The organism is Arthrobacter sp. CC3 (assembly GCF_039907775.1).
In the GTDB taxonomy this organism is placed as follows: Bacteria; Actinomycetota; Actinomycetes; order Actinomycetales; family Micrococcaceae; genus Arthrobacter.
This window is the reverse complement of the sequence record NZ_JARCCY010000006.1, coordinates 1-18,503: the sequence shown is the minus strand read 5'-3', so window position 1 is coordinate 18,503 and position 18,503 is coordinate 1. Positions and strand designations below refer to the sequence as shown.

Here is an 18,503-nt window from a genome sequence, read left to right as displayed (position 1 = left end):
AATGCTGAAGAAACCGGAAACACTCTTTGTCCTGGGCTACATGCTGCTTCCGCTGCTGGCCCTGCTCTCCGCGATCGTGGGGCTCACCATGATCCTGGGCGGCAACAAGATCGCCGGGGCCATCGTGCTGGTGGTGGTCACGCAGGCGTTCGCTTTCGGCGCCTTCTACGCCCTGCGCCTCCGCAAGGCCGCAGTGCTGGAACAGCACGACGCCGAGTAGCCGCTCGGGCGGCACGCGCCACCCGCGATGGGGAGGGCAGCCCATCGCGGGCACTGCGGTTTGACCATTAGAGTAGGGCCCGCAGCCGGACCATTATCTGCTGTTCAGACATTCATTGGGGGATGATGCCTTGTGGCAGGGAATTTGTGGGGCGCGGACGTTGCCCAGCTTCGGACGCTCGCGCAGCAGTTCGGAAAGACGTCCGACAGCCTTCTCCAGCAGTCGACGCAGTTGACCAACCAGATCAACAACAATCCGTCCTGGAAGGGCCAGGATGCAGTCCAGTTCCGGTCCGACTGGAACGGCAGCCACCGGGCACTGCTCCAGCAGGCGGCCTTTGCACTCAAGCAGGAGTCCAAGAAGCTGCAGGCCCAGGCCGACCAGCAGGAAAAGGCGAGCGTTGCCGGAGGTGGCGGCGGCGTGCAGGCCGGCGTGTCCGGTTCGAACGGTGGCGCGGGCGAAGGAGCCAGCCCGTGGGGTCCTGGCTGGATTTCGGACGGAAATTCCGACTTCCGCGGTGGCTGGGATGCCTATAACGGGGTCCTTGGACTGAAGGCAGTTCCTTTGGGGCTAAGGGACATAAGTCGGTTTGTGGTTCTGCACGGCGAAAGTGTCACTGATTTGCTGATGGCTGGCGACGGCTTCGCCGCCGTTAAGCAGTTCATCAACAAGGATCTCTGGGAGGCCGCGGCCCGTTCAGACGACCTTCGGGGCGTTTTTTCCGGTACCGGAGACCTGCTCAGCGGTAAATTCGGCGACTTCGCCGGGATGGCACGCGGCACCGGAGCAGCGGAGATGGGGCCGTGGGCGAAGTTCGGGCTGAACCCCGCCGGACACGTACTTGGCGGGCTAAGCGTTGGCCTTGATGGTCTGGACACCGTCAACGCAATCCGCAGTGGAGAGACTGGGGACGCAATGAAGTCAGGCCTCAAGACCGCACTTGGCGTCGGTTCGTTCTTCCCTCCCCCCGTGGGGGTGGCCTGCATGGTGGCCGGCGGCGCCTGGGCGGCGGTCGAACTGATCCCCGGAGCCAAGGATACGATCGACGATGCCTTCGACATGGTTGGAAACGTTTTCGAGGACCTTGGCGAGGGCATCGACGACACCGTCGAGGACCTTGGCGAGGGCGTCAGGAACTTTTTCGGCTTTTAGGCACAGCTCTCTCATAGGATGAAAATCATGACTATCGCACAAACGACCGTGGACACGTCCATAGAATTTGGCCTGGCTGAAATGGCCTACCTGCTGCAACTGCAGCCGACGGCCGGTTCGAAGACAAGCGCCTCGTGGTTACGCCTCAGCGAAGAGTCAGAAGACGTGGACCTGATTCGGGCCGGCTTGTCTTCACTTATTGCCCGCGGTCTGGCATCTGCCAAGGGAACCGCCGTCGAATTCGATGCGCGTGTCGATGTTCTCGCGTACACCCTGGCCAGCGCATCGAAATGGACGCAGCTGGATTTGCTTCTGGATGCCAAGCGCGGCGACTCGGTCCTGCATGTCGAGTCGGACCGGACCAAACTGATCCTGCAGCCGAGGACGATGATGAGTTGGTTTGCGCTGCCTCAGGACCCGGGCATCTCCGCGGAAGCAGCTGAAGCCATCATTATCAAAACCCATCTGGATCAAAATCCGGGCGGTGGCGTCAGAGTCCGCTGCGGACTCCACCCCGGCTCCCGACAGATGCTGGTCCGCAAGGCGGACGGCTGCTGGATTCACGCCGTTGCACTGGACGACGTCGTTGGACCCGAGGTATTGGCCAAGAGCGGAGACGAGCTCACGGAAGCGCTGGCTGCCTTCAGGACAGATGAGGAAACAACCGATGGCAACTGAGCCGACAGTACGCACAGCGGTAGTGAAGCGTCCTTACTACTACGCCACCAGCATGGAGAAGACCGTCTACGCCTACACGGCCGCCGAATGGGGTATTGGCGGGTCGCAGCCCAGCGGCAACTATTCGGTTCACACCACCACCGGCCTATACGTAGTCACCATCCTGATGACCGTACCCGCCATATTTTCGCCGGTCCTCCTCGTGATCGCGGTGGCAAGCCTGAACATCATTGTTGGCCTGCTCGCGCTCGTGTGCACCGTGCTGTTTACGGGAGGGTGGCTCCTCGGAATCAGCAACCTTCGCCGGGAGCGGCGGGCGTCCAAGCAGCGACAGCTCAAGGGGCTGCCGAAGCCCCGCTTCGCCCTCACCGACGACCAGGCCCGGGACTGGTTTGAATCCCGCCCGTCAGGCATTGCCATCACCCGTGAGAATTTTCCCGACAGCAAACGTCCGTTTCCGGGTGAAGCGATGTAGTTGAAGGCTCGTCTACGGACAGCGGTGCCCCCGTCGTTCGATCCTGTCGCCGCTCAGGAATGACGTAACCGACTGCGCCGTGCCGGTTCCGAAGTCTAAACTGGTCGAATGACTACTGCAGCTACCCCCTCCGTCGGCCTGGTCGGATGGCGCGGCATGGTCGGCTCCGTCCTGATGCAGCGCATGCAGGACGAAGGCGACTTCGCCAACATCAACCCGGTGTTCTTCTCCACCTCCAACGCCGGAGGTGCCGCCCCGACTCTTGCCGGTGCCGCCGCAGGCGCGGCCGGCAAGCTCGAGGACGCGTTCGACGTCGACACGCTGGCCAAGCTGCCGATTATCGTCACCGCCCAGGGCGGCGACTACACCAAGCAGGTCCACGGCGAGCTGCGCAGCCGCGGCTGGGACGGCCTCTGGATCGATGCCGCCTCCACCCTGCGCATGAACGACGACTCGATCATCGTGCTGGACCCCATCAACCGCGACGTCATCGACAAGGGCCTGGCCAACGGCACCAAGGACTTCATCGGCGGCAACTGCACCGTGTCCTGCATGCTGATGGGACTCGGCGGCCTGTTCAAGAACGGCCTCGTCGAGTGGGGCACCTCCATGACGTACCAGGCTGCCTCCGGCGGCGGCGCCCGCCACATGCGCGAACTGCTCAGCCAGTTCGGCACGCTCAACGCCGAGGTCAGCTCGGAACTGGACGACCCGGCGTCGGCCATCCTGGAAATCGACCGCAAGGTCCTGGCGCACCAGCGCACCGACATCGACGCGACCCAGTTCGGCGTCCCGCTGGCCGGCTCCCTGATCCCCTGGATTGACGCGGACCTGGGCAACGGCCAGTCCAAGGAAGAGTGGAAGGCCGGGGTTGAAACCAACAAGATCCTGGGCACCTCGGACGAGAACCACATCATGATGGACGGCCTGTGCATCCGGATCGGCGCCATGCGCTCGCACTCCCAGGCCCTCACCCTCAAGCTCCGCGAGGATCTCTCCGTGGCCGAGATCGAGAAGCTCCTGGCCGAGGACAACGAGTGGGCCAAGGTGATTCCGAACACCAAGGAAGACTCCATGGCAGGCCTCACCCCGGTGGCCGCTTCCGGCACCCTGGACATCCCCGTGGGCCGCATCCGCAAGATGGAGATGGGCCCGGAATACATCAGCGCCTTCACCGTGGGCGACCAGCTCCTGTGGGGCGCCGCCGAGCCGCTGCGCCGCATGCTCAACATCGCCACGGGCACGCTCTAGCCGAGGAACTTCACGTACCTCGCGGCCTGCAGCTCAAAGGACCTTTGGGCTGCAGGCCGCAGTCCGTTAACGGTGTCGAACGGTTCGGGTACGACGGCGGCGGTCCGGCCGCTGCCTTTCCGCGCCCAGGTGCCGATCACCTCGCCGCCGGCCACGATGGTCTTCTTGAACACTCCGTTGCCGCCGGGGACTACCTTCTGGGCGTGGTCCGGCGGAAGCACCAGTGACCGGTCCGTGTATCCCAGCAGGAACTCGTCGAACCCCGGCAGCACCAGCAGGGAGCGCTGGCCGGGAACGCCGTCGTCGAGCAGCGCCGCGGTGGCTGGCGCCATCCAGTAACTGGCTCCCTCGAACTCCAGCTCAACGAGCTGGTCCTTTACCGCGGCCAGCGCGCTGCGGACCTCCGTCACCGGGGTGTTCGACCACCAGGCGAAGTCGCGTTCCGTGGCCGGTCCGTGGCTGAGCATGTACCGCAACGCCAGCTCGGCGATGCCCTCGGCGCGGTCCAGTTCCCGGGATTTCGGAATCCACTCGTCGAACGCCTTGATGAGCTGCTGGTTCCCCGCGAGCGGTCCCTGCACGAGCCACGCCCGCTGGCACAGGACCCCCAGCAGGTGGATGCCGCGCTGGCCGGCCGTGGACTGCCCCGCCGCTTCAAAAGCCGCGAAAAGTTCCTGGCGGGTGGCCGCTCCGCCGCCCGAGACGCGTCCCAGAGCGGCCTCGCGGGCAACGTCCACGTCGCGGGCGTCAATCTCCAGTTCACGGTGCCGCCCGCCCATCCCGCGCAGCATGCGGTCTGCCGTGATGTCCAGGATCCACCGCAGGTCCTCAGGGGCCAGCAGGTGAAGCGTCCCGCGCATGGGCCAGGAGCGGACAACCAGCCCTTCATCCAGCGCAGCCCGGACAGTGTCAACGCCGGCGTTGGGGACCCTCAGCCCCACGGCCCACAGTGCCGCCTGCAGGTCCTGCGCCTGCATGGCCGTCATCCACCGGACGGCCTCCGGCGCCGTATCGAACCCCGGCGCCAGCAGCCCCTGCGCGGCCAGGCGCAGCCTTCCGATGACGTGGCGGGTGACCCTTGTCCTGACCTTCTTCCGTGCGCCAACTCCCATAACCCCATCGTAGGTCGCGTGCCGGGTGGTGCGGGCCTGTAGCCCCCGGGCAGTACACCGCAGGCTCCCAGCCGTTTTACAGCCGGGGTCCCTACGCTGGGTGGATGACCATCGGAGAGCTCTGGCCGCAGCTGCGGCCCCTGTGCCGGGCCCTTGCCCTGCTGGGCTGGGTCACCACTGCCGCCGGAATGGCAGCCGGGCTCTCCATCGCCGTTGCCGGCGGAACAAGCCTCTCCCCCACCGTGCAGGCCCTGCAGTTCTTTTCCGCGGTGAGCATGGGGGTTGCCGTCCTGAGTTTTGTCGCGGCCGCCCTGCTCCAGCCCCAGCACCGCGGCTGGCGCGCCGTAGACCACGAGGGCGGCGGCGGAGCCCCTGAACCGGGCACCGAGATGCCGCCGACAGTCAGGAGTTTCCTGCTGGCCGCCTTCGCCCTGCTGGCCGGCGCCGTGGTGTTCGCCTGCGCCGGGCTGGTCCTCCGCAACGGGCCCAGTGCGCAGTCCGTGGCGTTTTGCCAGGTGTTCCTGCTGGGAGCCGCGGCTTCGGGGTTCACGTTCATGCTGTTCAGCAAGGTAGTCCCGCGCCACAGCGGGAACTGAGCGGCCAGTCCCTAAAGCTCGATGCCGATCAGTAGCGGTTCCGGGTGCAGTTCGATGCCAAAACGTTCGACGACGCCGGCCCTCACCTCACGTGCCACGGCCACCATGTCGGCCGCGCTCGCACCGCCCCGGTTGGTGATGGCCAGGGTGTGCTTGGTGGACAGCGAGGCCCGCCCGCCGGAGACGCTGCCGGCTTCCAGCCCGTATCCCTTCCCGAAGCCGGCGTGGTCAATCAGCCATGCGGCGGACAGCTTCACCAGCCCGTCAGCTCCGGCCGGGTACCGGGGGGCTTCTGCGGGGAGCGAGTCGGCAGCTTCCGAGGGGACGATCGGATTGGTGAAGAACGACCCCGTGGAAAAGGTGTCGCGGTCCGCCGTGTCCAGGACCATGCCCTTGGACGCCCTGAGCCGCAGGACCTCGCGGCGCACGTCGTTGGAGTACGCCCTGTTCCCGGGCTCGACGCCCAGGGACTTCGCCAGCTCCGCATACCTGACGGGGGCGCTCATCCGTCCCAGCGGCAGCTGGAACTCGGCCGTGAGCACCACGAAGCGCGGTGAACCCTGGACCGTGGTCTGCTTCAGGACCGAATCCCGGTACCCGAACTTCAGCTCCGAATTCGTGAACGTACGGACGGCGTTCCGTTCCCGGTCCCAGGTCCGGACCGCGGCAATGGTCTGGGAGACGTCCGAGCCGTAGGCGCCCACATTCTGGACGGGCGTGGCACCGGTGGACCCGGGGATGCCGGAAAGTGCTTCGATTCCGGACCATGCGTGGCGCACGGCATGCTCCACGAGGGCGTCCCAGTTGTGTCCGGCCTGGACCACCACGGCGACGCCGCCGCAGGAATCCTCTGCGGTGACGGTGAACCCCTCCGAGGCGATCCGGAGCACCGTGCCGGGGTACCCGTCGTCGGAAATCAGCAGGTTGGACCCGCCCGCGATGATCAGCAAGGGCTCACCGGCGGCGTCTGCGGTGCGGACGGCGTCGATAATTTCCGGCTCCGTGCGCGCTTCGATGTAGTTGCCGGCGGGACCGCCGACGGCGGCAGTGGTCAGGTCGGAAAGCAAAGTCTGGGTCACCTGTCCAGCCTATCGGTCATTCGGAACGGACCGGGATTCAGGGAAGTTTCCGGGCCACCGGGGAGAGCAGGAAACTGACCACGAGCATCACCATCACGGCAAGCAGGGAGTGGAGGATGCCCACGTGTTCGGCCAGCAGCCCCAGGAGGGGAGGCCCGCACAGGAACGCGCCGTAGCCGATGGTGGACACCACGGAGACGCGGGCGGCGGCCTTGACCGGATCATCGGCGGCCGCGGACATGCCGACGGGGAAGCCGAGGGAAGCACCGAGGCCCCAGACAGCCAGCGCCACGAAGGCCAGCCACGGCACGGGTGCGAACACGAACAGCCCCAGGCCCGCCACTGCCAGCGCAGCGCACCAGCGCATCACGGGAACCCTGCCAAAGCGGTCCAGGACCAGGGTGCCGGCAAAGCGGCCGATGGTCATGAAGGTGACGAACAGCCCGTAGCCTGCTGCTCCGGCAGCGTCCGTCTGACCGTGGCCGTCCGCCAGGGCCAGTGCCACCCAGTCGCCGGCAGCCCCTTCGGCAAGTGCGAGCCCGAGGACCAGGACGCCCAGCAGCAGCGTGCGCTTGTCGCGCCAGGCCTGGGCGATCAGGCGTTTGTTGTCCAGCGGCTGCTCCGGGACGGCGTCCGTCTGCCGGACGATCGGAATGGGCCCGGTGGACGGGTCCTCGAAGGTGTCTGTCCCGGAGGCCTTGAACGGGCGTTCGCCCTGGACCGGCGTGATGTCCGCACGGAACCAGGAAGCCGCGGTTGCCACCGAGCCGGCCACCAGGAGTCCGCCGGCGGCCAGGTGCCAGAACACGGGAATACCGGCGCCCGCGGCCCAGGTGCCGAGCCCGGCCCCGGCCACCGTCCCGAGGCTGAAGGACCCGTGCAGCCGGGGCATGATGTGCCGGCGGACGGCGCGTTCCACGGCGGCGCCTTCGACATTGGACGCGGTGTTCCAGCTGGCGGTGCCCAGCCCAATGATCGCCAAGCCTACGGCAACCGCCACCGGGCTGGCGAGTACGGACGTGCCGAAGCCGGCCAGCAGCAGCCCGACGCCCACCATGATGCTGCCGATCCGGATGGTACGTTTGGAGCCCAGCCGAAGGACGATGAGCCCCGAAGCCGATACGGAGAGAAACGAGCCGGCGGTCATGGAGAGCAGGAGCAGTCCGATGGTGCCCGGCGTCAGGTCCAGTCCGTCCCTGATGGCCGGGAGCCGGGACACCCAAGTGGAAAACGCGATTCCGCTGGCCCCGTAGGCCACCACCACGGCGTTCCGCCAGTGCGTGACCTCGGCAGACGGGACGAAGACGTCCTTGCTCACGGCAGCATCATGGTCACTGGTCACGCAAGCCTGACGACAGCCTGGGCCTTCACAAGGACCTTCTGTCCGGCGTAGACCACGGTGAGGTCCACGCGGATGGTGCCCGCATCGGCGTCGAGCGCGCCAATGGCGCCACTGACCTCGATGACGGCCCCCGGTTCCTCCGTGCCGGTGGTGTCCGTGACCAGGACCGGCTTGGTGAAACGGGTCTGGTAATCGACGACGGCGGCGGGGTCCCCCGCCCAGTCGGTCACCAGCTGGACTGCGGCCCCCATGGTGAACATGCCGTGGGCAATAACGCCGGGCAGGCCCACGCCAGTAGCGAAGGCTTCGTTCCAGTGGATCGGGTTGAAGTCGCCGGATGCGCCGGCATACTTCACCAGGTCCTGGCGGGTGACGGTGATGCTGCGGCTGCCGATGTCCTGGCCGACGGTGAGATCCGTGAAGACGGGGGCGATGGATGCTGTGCTCATGGTTACTGTCCCTCTCCGCGGACCAGGATGGACGAGGTGGTGGTGGAGACGGCTTCCCGGGAAACGCCCGAGCCGGCTGTGCCGTCGCCGGTGAGGACGAAGATTTCTGACCGCGTGGTGATCATCGCGCCGCCGCCCATGGCGCGGACACCGTCCACGTGCAGCTCTGCCACGAGCCGGTCGCCGGCAACAATCGGGCGGTGGTGGATAAAGCGCTGGTCTGCGTGGACCACCCGGGAGAAGTCAATGCCGGACTCCGGATCCTCGATCAGCTGGGCGTCTGCGCGCTGGGCAATGATGATGGCGAAGGTGGGCGGCGCCACGAGGTCGCGGTGGCCAAGGGCTTTGGCTGCTTCCAGGTCGAAGTGCGCGGGATGGGTGGCCTTGACCGCCCTGGCGAACTCGCGGATCTTCTCGCGCCCGACGTCGTACACCTCTGCGGCAGGGTAGCTACGGCCCTGCAGATCCGGATTGATAGTCATGGCCTCAAGCCTATCGCTACCCGCCGCAGGGCCAGCAGCCTGTTACACGGGCGGGATCTGGCGGTCTGGCGGTATGCCCGAGGCAGCGGTATGATGAATTCATCATTTCATCAACTCATGCGGAGGCCTGCCCCACCCGGCTGCCGCAAGAACCAGTCGACAGCGGGTCCCCATGATTTCCCCGGCACAGGCACCTTTGTATGAAATCAAGGCCAACCTCTTCAAGGCCCTGGCCCACCCGGCACGCATCAGGATCCTGGAACTGCTCTCGGCCGCCCCGGACAGCGCAGCCCCGGTCAGCTTCCTCCTGGCCGAAACAGGGCTGGAGGCCTCACACCTTTCCCAGCACCTGGCAACGCTGCGCCGGCACAAGGTGGTGACCTCGGTCCGGTCGGCGAACGCCGTGACGTACCGCCTGGCCCACCCCAAGATCGCAGAACTCCTGGCCATTGCCCGCACGTTCCTGCTGGACACCCTGGCGGACACCAGTGAACAGCTCCGCCTGGCCCAGGAGTTGCCTGGCGGGGATCTGGCCGGGCCTGGCGGACATCTTGCCGGGCCGTCCTCGTGATCGGGCTGCGCACACTGCGGGCGTTCCTGCCGTCCCGCCGCGACTACGACGGGCTGCGGTCCTCGTGGAAGTCGGACCTTACGGCCGGCATCACCGTCGGGATCGTGGCACTGCCCCTGGCGCTTGCCTTCGGGGTCAGCTCGGGCGTGGGGGCGGAGGCCGGGCTGATCACGGCGGTGGTTGCCGGGCTGGTGGCTGCTGTCATGGGCGGGTCCAATGTCCAGGTGTCCGGCCCGACGGGCGCTATGGTGGTGGTCCTCGCCCCCGTGGTGGCCAGCCACGGAGCCGGCAGCATTCCGATAGTGTCGCTGCTGGCCGGGCTGATGGTCTGTGCGCTGGGCATCAGCGGACTGGGCCGCGCCGTGGCCTTCATCCCCTGGCCCGTCGTGGAGGGTTTCACCCTCGGAATTGCCGCCATCATTTTCCTCCAGCAGGTTCCGCTGGCCACGGGAACAGAGGGCATCCCGGGCCACAACACGCTCGTCGCGGCAGTCGAATCTGCCTCGGGGGCGGCGCTTCCCACCGTCCTCCAGACCCTCGCCGTGGTGGCCGGAGTGGCGGCCGTCATGTTCGTGGCACCGAAAGTGCACAAGTCACTGCCCGCCAGCCTCACCGCCGTGCTGCTGGCCACCCTCGCCGCAGAAATGCTCCACCTGAACATTCCCCGGATCGGTGCGCTGCCGCATTCCCTGCCGGCCCCTGCAGTTCCGTCGATCGACCCGGCCGCTTTGGGGGGCCTCCTGATGCCCGCGGTATCCATCGCGGCCCTGGCTGCCATTGAATCGCTGTTATCGGCCCGGGTGGCTGCTGGACTGGTGGGGCCCGACGGGAGGCCCGGCGGCCGCTACAGCCCGGACCGTGAGCTCAGCGGACAGGGGCTGGCGTCCATCGCCGCCGGCCTGTTCGGCGGAATGCCCGCGACCGGCGCCATCGCACGCTCCGCCGTCAACGTCCGGTCCGGGGCAAAAACGCGGCTGGCCGCCGTGGTCCACGCGCTGGTGCTGCTGGCCATCATCTACCTCGCCGCCGGGATGGTGGGGCGGATTCCGTTGGCCGTGCTGGGCGGAGTCCTGATGGTCACTGCGACGCGGATGGTTTCGCCCCAGACAGTACGCGCCATTCTCCGCTCCACCCGGTCAGATGCGGCGGTTTTCATCCTCACAGCCCTGATCACCGTGGCCTTCGACCTGATCGTGGCCATCCAGATCGGCCTGGCCGCCGCGGCACTCCTGACCCTGCGCAAGTTTGCCTCACTGAGCGGTGTCCGCCGGGAAACCATTACGGGCGCGGCGTCCGCGGGCGACTCCCGCATCGCAATCTTCAGGCTCGACGGCGCCATGTTTTTCGGGGCGGCGGAACGGATCCTGCAGGAAATCAGTGAGGTCAAGGACATCCAGGTGGCCATCATCCGGCTGTCCCAGGTGCGGATGCTGGATGCCACGGGCGCGCATGCGCTGGTGGAGGTCATTTCAGCGTTGGAACTGCGCGGGATCACCGTTCTGCTCAAGGGCGTCCAGCCGGAGCACTTGGAACTGGTGACGAACGTGGGTGTGATCCGGTCCCTCCGGCACCACAAGCATCTGTTCACCTCGCTGCCGGCGGCCGTGGAGCACGCCCGGAGCCATGTCCTGCGGAACGCCGCCGCTACCGCTTGAGGTTCTTCCGGATCTGCTGGCCGCGCACCACGATCCCCACCACGTGCAGGACCAGGCCTGCGCCGATCACGGGCAGGGAGGCCACGGCGAGGCCCTGGTTGCCGGACGTGTTGCCCACCAGGTTGAGGACAATGCCAACGGCGATCAGGCCCATGGCACTGAAAACGAGCACTTTGTAGGCGGTGGACGCGGTGGCCCAGAATTCGTTCAGCACCGTCCTATTCTAGGTGCCGGGCGCGTTCCAGGTGCCGGGCGCGCGTGCGGGGATCAAAACAAAGGCTCCTGCACCGCCGGCACCTCCGAGGAGTGGTGGTCTCCGAGCTCCACGGTCCGCGCCTTCAACCGGCCGAGGTTCACTACGAACTCCAGGTCGGCGCCGTCCAGTGCGGCCACTGCGATGCTGCCGCTCACTGCGGCAATGCGGAACCCATGTGCTCCGGCGTCCAGGTCATGCGGGTAGGGGTGCCGCGGCGCCGGCGTGCACGCGGCGTCGGCCAGTCCCGGACGGGCCCACCGCTCGTCCACAGTTTCGAAGCCTTCGACGCCGGCGCGCACCAGGACTGCGCGGGCCTCACCGGCCAGCCGCCGGTTCAGTGCGTCCAGTTCGACGGCGGGTGCCGGGGCCACCAGCGAAGCGGCCTTCGCCGCCGAACGGACCTGCTGCGGCAGGCCGGCCTCGCGGGTCAGCATGTCTTCAAGAATCCGGACCACCCTGCCGTCGTCCGCGCGCGCCACATAGCGGGCAACCACCGCCCCCTGCTCGGCCAGCCGGTTCCACTTGCGCAGGTTCGAGGCGGTTCCCACCTTGCTGGCACCGTTGGCGAACGTTGCCACATACAACCAGTGCTGCTGCATCAGGTAGGCGCGAAGCCCCTGCGGGACACCGCCGCCGCGGTGGAAGTCGTGGATGAGCCGGAAATCGTCCACCACGAAGCAGCGCTCGCACTGGCTTCCTTTGACGGCCGGCGCCTTGGCCGGGCAGGGAACGTGGTCCCGGCGGGCCGGCCCGTGAACCTTGTGGTGCCCCAGGCAGGACTTGCCACCGGCGGCGACCCGGAAACCCAGCCGGCTGCCGGCGTCGAGCTCCAGCTCCCGGAAACCGCCGGAAGGATCCTGCAGCCGCATGACCGGCGTCCCGCCGTCGCGCTTTCCGGACGGCGCGCCTTCCGCGGAACCGGGCGCCGGCGGAAAACCGGGCGGGGCACCATCCCAAAAGACCCCGTGCACCAGATAACGGGTATCGGTCACGGGGTCTCCTTTGGCTGGGGGTGCCGGGAGCGTTAGAGCGCCGGCTGCACCCCAAAGGCTACCGCGAGCTTCATGATCTTCTCGGCGCGGCCCAGTCGCGGCAGGTCGGAACCGTCGCGGATGACGCGGCCGTTGGCCTCGAAGTCGGCCATGAAGTCCGTGGCCCAGGCGACATCGGACGGGGTGGGGCTGATGACTTCGTTGATCACGTGGGTCTGGTCGATGGCCAGGCAGAGCTTGCCGGTCATTCCCATCATCACGGTGATGCCCGTCTGCTCGCGCAGGATCGGGTGGTTGGTGCCGACGGTGGGGCCGTCGATGGGGCCCGGGAGGTTGCCTACGCGGCTGGCAACAACCAGTTTGGCCCGCGGGTAGGCCATGGCCTCGGGGGTGGCCGCCATGCCGGTGTCGCGGCGGAAATCGCCGGAACCGAAGGCCAGCCGGAACGCGCCCTGGGCCTTGGCAATGTTGTTGGCTTCCTCGATGCCGACGGCAGACTCCACGAGCGGAATCACGGGGGTTTTGCCGTCCATGCGGTGGAAGGACTCGGTGACCTGGTCCGCGGACTCGGTCTTGGCCAGCATGATGCCGAGCAGGCCCGGCGTTCCGCGCAGCCCGGCGAGGTCCGCAGCCCAGAACGGGCTGGTGGCGTCGTTGATGCGCACCCAGGCCCGGCCGCCGGCAGTCAGCCAGTTGATGACGTGCTCGCGGGCGGTGTCCTTCTGCGAGGGGTCCACCGCGTCTTCGATATCCAGGATGATCGAGTCCGCGCGCGACACGGCCGAGACGTCAAACAGCTCGGGCTTCATTGCGTTCACCAAAAGCCACGAACGGGCAATTTCGGCGGGGATGTTTCGTTCGGGCCGTGCGGTGTCGACGGCAGCGGAGGTAGAGGTGGTCATACTCCTACCGTATCCGCCCGGCATGCCCTAACGCGAAGTAACAGCTGTCCGCCCCGGAACAATACCGCGAACAATACGACCAAAATCCGGGACGTCCGGGGCGTCAAAGTCCTTCACGGGCCGTTACGGGGCGAAACCGGGCGTCTTGTGACCCGGCATTTCGTCCTGTTTCCGCTCATTTCCGCGGGTTTCCCGGCGTGACAGCAGCGCTTTTTTTGGCCGGAAAGGTGCGCTTACATCGTTCCAGCGGCAGGCAGACACGCACCGCTGATTCACTCCAAACCTCCCCCGATGCTTACAAAGGATCCCCGAATGAAACGACACCTGACCATCATGAGTGCCGCGGCCGCCGTCGTCATCGCGATGACGGTGTCGGGCTGCGGGGGCAGCGCCGAAGCCGGCGCCGGTGCCGCCGCCGGCGCCACCGAGGTGAAAGAGCTCCGCTACCAGGGCTGGGCCAACACCGTGACGCTCCCCGAACTGGCCCAGGACCTCGGCTACTTCGGCGACGTCAAGCTCAACTGGGTGGGCAATACCATCAGCGGCCCGCAGGACATCCAGTCGGCAGCCACCGGGCAGACGGACTTCGGCGGTGCTTTCGCCGGAGCCGTGGTCAAGCTCGTGGAAGCGGGCGCCCCAGTGAAAGCGGTCATCAACTACTACGGCGAAGACGAGAAGACGTTCAACGGCTTCTACGTCAAGGAAGACAGCCCCATCCGCACCGCCCGGGACTTCATCGGCAAGAAGATCGCGGTGAACACGCTGGGCGCACACGCGGACGCCGTCATCAACACGTACCTGCAGAAGAACGGCCTGAGCGCCGAGGAAATCAAGCAGGTCCAGCTGGTGGTGGTCCCGCCCAACGACACCGAGGAAGCCATCCGCCGCGGCCAGGTGGACGCCGGGTCGCTGGGCAGCATCCTGCAGGACAAGGCAATCGCCAACGGCGGCCTGCGCTCGGTGTTCAGCGACGCCGAACTCTTCGGCACCTTCGCCGGCGGCCCCTACGTGCTCCGCACCGACTTCATCGCCAAGAACCCCAACACCACGCGGACGTTCACCACAGGGGTGGCGAAGGCCATCGAGTGGGAACGGACCACGCCGCGTGAGGAAGTCATAGCCCGCTTCACCAAGATCCTGCAGGAACGCGGACGCAACGAGAACCCGGCCGCCCTGCAGTACTGGAAGAGCGTGGGCGTTCCGGCCAAGGGCGAGATCAAGGACGAGGACTTCACCCGCTGGGGCAAGTGGCTCAAGGACACCGGAATCGTCAAGGGCGAGCTGGACCCGAAGAAGATCTACACCAACGAGTTCAACGGGCTGGTGAACCCGTGAGCCACTCCTCCCCCGCCACTCATGCCGCCACCCGGGACAGCGAAAGGACAGCCATGACGCCGAAAATCAGCCTGCGGAACGTCACCAAGGAATTCGCGGTGCGCCAAGTCAAGACCAGCGGGAAACTGCACAGCCGGAAACAGACCGGCCCGTCCGTGCTGACCGCTCTGGATGACCTCAGCCTGGACGTCGCCGCCGGCGAGTTCCTCACCCTCGTGGGGCCCAGCGGCTCCGGCAAGACCACCCTGCTGGACCTGCTGGCCGGCCTCTCCCGGCCCACCTCGGGCAGCGTGCTGGTGGACGACAAGGAAGTGACAGGCCCGGGCCCGGACCGCGCCGTCGTCTTCCAGCAGTACGCACTCTTCCCCTGGCGGACCGCCTCCGCCAACGTCTCCATCGGGCTGGAGAACTCCGGCCTGTCCAGGAAGGAACGGGCCGCGCAGGCCAGCGAATTCCTGGACCTGGTGGGCCTGGCAGGGTTCGAGGACCGCTACCCGCACGAACTGTCCGGCGGTATGAAGCAGCGCGTGGCCATCGCTAGGAGCCTCGCCTATGAGCCGGACATCCTGCTGATGGACGAACCTTTCGCCGCCCTCGACGCGCAGACCCGCGAGCAGCTCCAGGACGAGCTGCTGCGGATCTGGAAGGCCACGGGCAAGACCATCGTGTTCATCACGCACGGTATCGACGAGGCCGTCTACCTCGGCCAGCGGGTGGCAGTCCTCAGCGCACGCCCGGGCCGGCTCAAGGAGTTCGTGGACATCAACATCCCTGACCGTGACGGCGAGGACGATGTGCGGTCCCATCCGGCGTTCGTCGAACACCGGCACCAGGTCTGGTCCCTCCTGCACGACGAGGTCCGGCTCGCCCAGGGCTCCGGACACCGCAAGATCCTGCCCGACGGAACGGCCCCCGACGAACAGCCCCAGGAAAGGAGCGCTGCCTGATGAGCGCTGTGTTGACCCGACCGCCGGAGGCGGCTGCCGCCGTCGAACGTTCACTGCAGGGGGGACCCGGTCCGGACAGCGGACCACGCCCGACGCCGGCGGGCAGGCTTGCTGCCCTGGCCGGGATCGCCGGGCGGGCGGGCTGGAAATCGCTCGCCGTGCTGCTGTTCCTCGCGCTGTGGGAGCTCGGCCCGACCTACCTCGCCAGCCCGTCCACCCGGGTGTTCCTGCCGCCGCTGCACGAAGTGCTTGCTGCCGGTGCGAAGCTGGTGGAGAACGGACAGCTGCAGAGCCACCTGCAGGCCAGCCTTACCCGCTCGGTGTCCGGTTTCAGCATCGCGGTGGTGTCCGCCGTCGTCCTGGGGCTGCTGATCGCCTGGTACGGCTGGCTCAGCTCGTTCCTGAACCCGCTGCTGGAACTGTTCCGCAACACGGCCACGCTGGCGCTGCTTCCCGTATTCACGCTGCTGCTGGGCATCGGCGAGGAATCGAAGATCACCATCGTGGCCTACGCGGCGTTTTTCCCGGTGCTGCTGAACACCATCGCCGGTGTCCGGACCGTGGACCCGCTCCTCATCCGGGCCGCGAGGTCGCTGGGGCTGAACAGCTTCCGGCTCTTCCAGAAGGTCATCCTGCCATCGGCTGTTCCGACGATTTTCACCGGCATCCGGATGGCCGGCACGTCCTCCATCCTGGTGCTGATCGCCGCCGAAATGGTGGGCGCCAAAGCCGGGCTGGGCTACCTGATCGTCAATTCGCAGATGAGCTTCCTGATTCCGGACATGTACGCCGGCATCCTCACCGTCTCCGTCCTGGGCCTGGCGGTCAACGTCCTCCTCGTTGCCCTGGAGCGGCACTTCTCCCGCTGGCGCACCGCCGTCGGCTCCGGCAACTGACCGTTTCACCCGCGGCCTCTCCGCACCATCCGTCACCGCACCATCAACCAGTAAGGAATAAAGCAATGACCACCATCACCGAAACCAAGCTCGAATTCGCCAAACTGGGTTCCCGCATCGGGGCTGAAATCCGCGGCCTGGACCTCAGCGGGGACCTCTCCCCGGACACCGTGGCCCGGATCCGCGAGGCCCTGAACGAACACAAGGCCCTGGTGTTCCGCGAGGCGAACATCCTCACCGACGAGGCGCAGGTGAAGTTCGCAAGCCACTTCGGGCCCCTGACCAAGGCGCACCCCACCGTGGCCTCCGTGGAGGGTGAAGAGAACGTCCTGCCCGTGGACAGCGAGAACGGCTCCGCCAACAACTGGCACACGGACGTCACGTTCGTGGTCAACCCGCCGCAGGCATCAACGCTGCGGAGCATCGACCTGCCGGCGTACGGCGGGGAAACGCTGATCGCGTCCTCGGCCGGAGCGTACGCCGACCTGCCGGAGGAGCTGCGGAACTTCGCGGACACCCTGTGGGCCATCCACACCAACGACTACGACTACTCGGTGCCGAAGAACCTGGAGCACCAGAACGCCGAGGAACGGCGCAAGGAGTTCACGCGCCTGAAGTTCGAGACCGCCCATCCGGTGGTCCGGGTCCACCCCCTGACCGGCGAGCGCGGATTGTTCATTGGGGGCTTCGCGCAGCGGCTGCGGATCGTGGGCCTGTCCAACACCGAGTCGAAGGACATCATCAGGCTGCTCCAGGCCTACGTCACGCGTCCGGAGAACGTGGTGCGGGTGAACTGGGAGCCGAACCAGCTGGTGCTCTTCGACAACCGCATCACCCAGCACTACGCCCCGGACAACTACGACGGCCAGCCGCGCAAGCTCAACCGCGTCACCATCGCCGGCGACATTCCGGTGGGCGTGGACGGCAAGCAGAGCCAGGCCCTGCAGGGCGACTCCACCACGTACTCGGTGGTGGCGCCGCTGTAGGAGCTCCAAGCCCAACTAGGTCGCAGTTAATGTCGTTTTGAGCCCTGATAACGACATCTGCTGCGACCTAGTTGGGTTAAGCGGCGTTTAGGGGATGTTGCTCCCCCGGGCCGTGACCCACAGCCGGTACCACTCGGCGCGGGTCATGGCAGCGGCAACCCGGGCCGCTCCGGCGCAGGCACGGATGCGGTCCGGGTTGGCCGAACCGATCACGGGCGCGATCCCGGCCGGATGCCGCATGAGCCACCCGAGGAGGATCGCCTCCCTGGTGGTCCCCTTGGCCTTCGCCATCTCCGCGACGAGCACCGCCGTGGCGGCCTCTGCCGGCGAAGGGCTTTCCGGCGGAGCTCCGCTGTAGTGTCCCTGGGCCAGCGCCCCGTAGGCCTGCAGGGTGATTCCCTGCCGGCTGCAGAACTCCACAGTGCCGTGCGGGAAGCTGTAATCCAGCCCTTCACCGTGGTTCACCAGCACGGTGCTTTCCAGCCAGGCCCGCTTCAGCAGGCTCATTTCCAGCTGGTTGGCCACCACCGGGGTTTCCAGGTGGTCCTGCAGTGCCTCGATCTGCGGGGCCGACATGTTGGACACCCCCACCTGCCGCACTTTGCCTTCCCGCAGTAACTGCCCGACGGCGGACGCCACCTCGGCGGGGTCGGCCAGCGGGTCGGGGCGGTGTAGCAGGAGGACATCCACGTAGTCGGTCTTCAGCCGCTTCAGGCTGCCGTTGACCCGCTCGAGGATTCCCTCGCGGCTCAGGTCGTAGTGTGTTTCGAGTCCCTGCTCGTTGAGCCGGATCCCGCACTTGGTCTGGAGCCGGATCCGTTCCCGCAGCCCCGGTGTGATCGCCAGGACCTCGCCGAAGACCGCCTCGGACTTGCCGCCGCGGTAGATGTCGGCGTGGTCGAACAGCGTGATGCCTGCGTCGAGGGCGGCGTCGATTGCGGCGGCCGCCTGCTCCACGTGCTCAGCGGCGTAGGGCTCGGCGGACCAGCTGCCGCCCAGGCCCATGCAGCCGTAAATCAGTTCCTGGGTACGGGATGGAGCGTTGTGTTCACTCATTGCGTCACTCTTTCATGAGCTTGGACAGAAGCACAGGTGGCGGGACCCGGCCGGGTCCCGCCACCTGTGCA

Annotated in this window: 21 protein-coding genes; 12 read left to right on the top strand and 9 right to left on the bottom strand. The window is 66.9% G+C overall.

The window, feature by feature from the left end; genetic code table 11:
• The first annotated feature begins 1 nt into the window (after window position 1).
• The 5 genes from PV761_RS04500 (at window position 2) to asd (ending at window position 3,776) form a co-directional block, all read left to right on the top strand.
• Window positions 2-220, top strand: coding sequence for an NF038396 family protein (locus PV761_RS04500; RefSeq protein ID WP_028269619.1), 219 nt, complete (start codon window positions 2-4; stop codon window positions 218-220).
• Window positions 221-352: 132 nt separating this feature from the next.
• Window positions 353-1,372, top strand: a complete 1,020-nt coding sequence (locus PV761_RS04495) for a WXG100 family type VII secretion target (protein WP_347894754.1) — start codon at window positions 353-355, stop codon at window positions 1,370-1,372.
• A gap of 27 nt (window positions 1,373-1,399) precedes the next feature.
• Window positions 1,400-2,050, top strand: a complete 651-nt coding sequence (locus tag PV761_RS04490) for a hypothetical protein (protein ID WP_347894752.1) — start codon at window positions 1,400-1,402, stop codon at window positions 2,048-2,050.
• The gene (locus tag PV761_RS04485) at window positions 2,040-2,525 is read left to right on the top strand and encodes a hypothetical protein (RefSeq protein WP_347894750.1); all 486 of its coding nucleotides are present in this window, start codon (window positions 2,040-2,042) and stop codon (window positions 2,523-2,525) included. The genes PV761_RS04490 and PV761_RS04485 overlap by 11 nt, the downstream gene beginning before the upstream one ends.
• A 108-nt stretch (window positions 2,526-2,633) precedes the next feature.
• Window positions 2,634-3,776, top strand: coding sequence for an aspartate-semialdehyde dehydrogenase (gene asd / locus PV761_RS04480; protein ID WP_028269623.1), 1,143 nt, complete (start codon window positions 2,634-2,636; stop codon window positions 3,774-3,776).
• On the opposite strand, the gene PV761_RS04475 is transcribed toward asd, so the two are convergent.
• Entirely contained in the window at window positions 3,773-4,888 is a 1,116-nt protein-coding gene (locus tag PV761_RS04475) for a winged helix DNA-binding domain-containing protein (RefSeq protein WP_028269624.1), read from the bottom strand. The genes asd and PV761_RS04475 overlap by 4 nt on opposite strands.
• Window positions 4,889-4,992: 104 nt before the next feature.
• Here PV761_RS04475 and PV761_RS04470 point away from each other — a divergent pair, with 104 nt between their 5' ends.
• Entirely contained in the window at window positions 4,993-5,484 is a 492-nt protein-coding gene (locus PV761_RS04470) for a hypothetical protein (RefSeq protein ID WP_028269625.1), read from the top strand.
• Between the two features lie 11 nt (window positions 5,485-5,495).
• Here the strand turns inward: PV761_RS04470 and PV761_RS04465 are convergent, their stop codons facing one another.
• From PV761_RS04465 to PV761_RS04450, 4 genes are read right to left on the bottom strand one after another with little or no spacing between them, the layout of a single operon-like run.
• On the bottom strand, window positions 5,496-6,563 hold the full coding sequence (locus tag PV761_RS04465; RefSeq protein ID WP_347894747.1) for a UDP-N-acetylmuramate dehydrogenase: 1,068 nt from the start codon (window positions 6,561-6,563) through the stop codon (window positions 5,496-5,498).
• 37 nt (window positions 6,564-6,600) lie between these two features.
• Window positions 6,601-7,881, bottom strand: coding sequence for an MFS transporter (locus PV761_RS04460; protein WP_347894745.1), 1,281 nt, complete (start codon window positions 7,879-7,881; stop codon window positions 6,601-6,603).
• A gap of 20 nt (window positions 7,882-7,901) precedes the next feature.
• Window positions 7,902-8,354, bottom strand: a complete 453-nt coding sequence (locus PV761_RS04455; protein WP_347894743.1) for a MaoC family dehydratase — start codon at window positions 8,352-8,354, stop codon at window positions 7,902-7,904.
• A gap of 2 nt (window positions 8,355-8,356) precedes the next feature.
• On the bottom strand, window positions 8,357-8,836 hold the full coding sequence (locus PV761_RS04450; protein ID WP_347894741.1) for a MaoC family dehydratase N-terminal domain-containing protein: 480 nt from the start codon (window positions 8,834-8,836) through the stop codon (window positions 8,357-8,359).
• A gap of 172 nt (window positions 8,837-9,008) precedes the next feature.
• Between PV761_RS04450 and PV761_RS04445 the strand changes: the two genes are divergently transcribed.
• Both PV761_RS04445 and PV761_RS04440 read left to right on the top strand, forming a co-directional pair.
• A complete protein-coding gene (locus tag PV761_RS04445) occupies window positions 9,009-9,407 on the top strand; it encodes a metalloregulator ArsR/SmtB family transcription factor (RefSeq protein ID WP_347894739.1) in 399 nt (132 codons plus the stop codon).
• Between the two features lie 5 nt (window positions 9,408-9,412).
• On the top strand, window positions 9,413-11,062 hold the full coding sequence (locus PV761_RS04440; protein WP_347894983.1) for a SulP family inorganic anion transporter: 1,650 nt from the start codon (window positions 9,413-9,415) through the stop codon (window positions 11,060-11,062).
• On the opposite strand, the gene PV761_RS04435 is transcribed toward PV761_RS04440, so the two are convergent.
• The 3 genes from PV761_RS04435 to PV761_RS04425 are packed head-to-tail and all read right to left on the bottom strand — an operon-like array spanning window position 11,052 to window position 13,212.
• Window positions 11,052-11,276, bottom strand: a complete 225-nt coding sequence (locus PV761_RS04435) for a DUF3188 domain-containing protein (protein WP_347894737.1) — start codon at window positions 11,274-11,276, stop codon at window positions 11,052-11,054. The genes PV761_RS04440 and PV761_RS04435 overlap by 11 nt on opposite strands.
• A 53-nt stretch (window positions 11,277-11,329) precedes the next feature.
• Window positions 11,330-12,310: a DUF2797 domain-containing protein gene (locus tag PV761_RS04430; RefSeq protein WP_347894735.1), complete on the bottom strand. Its 981-nt coding sequence runs from the start codon at window positions 12,308-12,310 to the stop codon at window positions 11,330-11,332.
• A 32-nt stretch (window positions 12,311-12,342) separates the two neighbouring features.
• Window positions 12,343-13,212 (bottom strand): CoA ester lyase, encoded by an 870-nt coding sequence (locus PV761_RS04425; RefSeq protein WP_028269633.1) that lies wholly within the window; start codon window positions 13,210-13,212, stop codon window positions 12,343-12,345.
• A gap of 312 nt (window positions 13,213-13,524) precedes the next feature.
• Here PV761_RS04425 and PV761_RS04420 point away from each other — a divergent pair, with 312 nt between their 5' ends.
• The 4 genes from PV761_RS04420 to PV761_RS04405 all read left to right on the top strand — a co-directional run bounded on the left by PV761_RS04420 (window position 13,525) and on the right by PV761_RS04405 (window position 17,376).
• The gene (locus PV761_RS04420) at window positions 13,525-14,547 is read left to right on the top strand and encodes an ABC transporter substrate-binding protein (protein WP_347894733.1); all 1,023 of its coding nucleotides are present in this window, start codon (window positions 13,525-13,527) and stop codon (window positions 14,545-14,547) included.
• A 53-nt stretch (window positions 14,548-14,600) separates the two neighbouring features.
• The gene (locus PV761_RS04415; protein ID WP_347894731.1) at window positions 14,601-15,494 is read left to right on the top strand and encodes an ABC transporter ATP-binding protein; all 894 of its coding nucleotides are present in this window, start codon (window positions 14,601-14,603) and stop codon (window positions 15,492-15,494) included.
• Window positions 15,494-16,390, top strand: a complete 897-nt coding sequence (locus tag PV761_RS04410) for an ABC transporter permease (protein WP_347894729.1) — start codon at window positions 15,494-15,496, stop codon at window positions 16,388-16,390. Before PV761_RS04415 ends, PV761_RS04410 begins: the two co-directional genes overlap by 1 nt.
• A gap of 65 nt (window positions 16,391-16,455) precedes the next feature.
• Entirely contained in the window at window positions 16,456-17,376 is a 921-nt protein-coding gene (locus PV761_RS04405) for a TauD/TfdA family dioxygenase (RefSeq protein WP_347894727.1), read from the top strand.
• Window positions 17,377-17,463: 87 nt separating this feature from the next.
• On the opposite strand, the gene PV761_RS04400 is transcribed toward PV761_RS04405, so the two are convergent.
• Complete coding sequence (locus PV761_RS04400) at window positions 17,464-18,432, bottom strand: aldo/keto reductase (protein WP_347894725.1); 969 nt, start codon at window positions 18,430-18,432, stop codon at window positions 17,464-17,466.
• Window positions 18,433-18,503 lie beyond the last annotated feature (71 nt).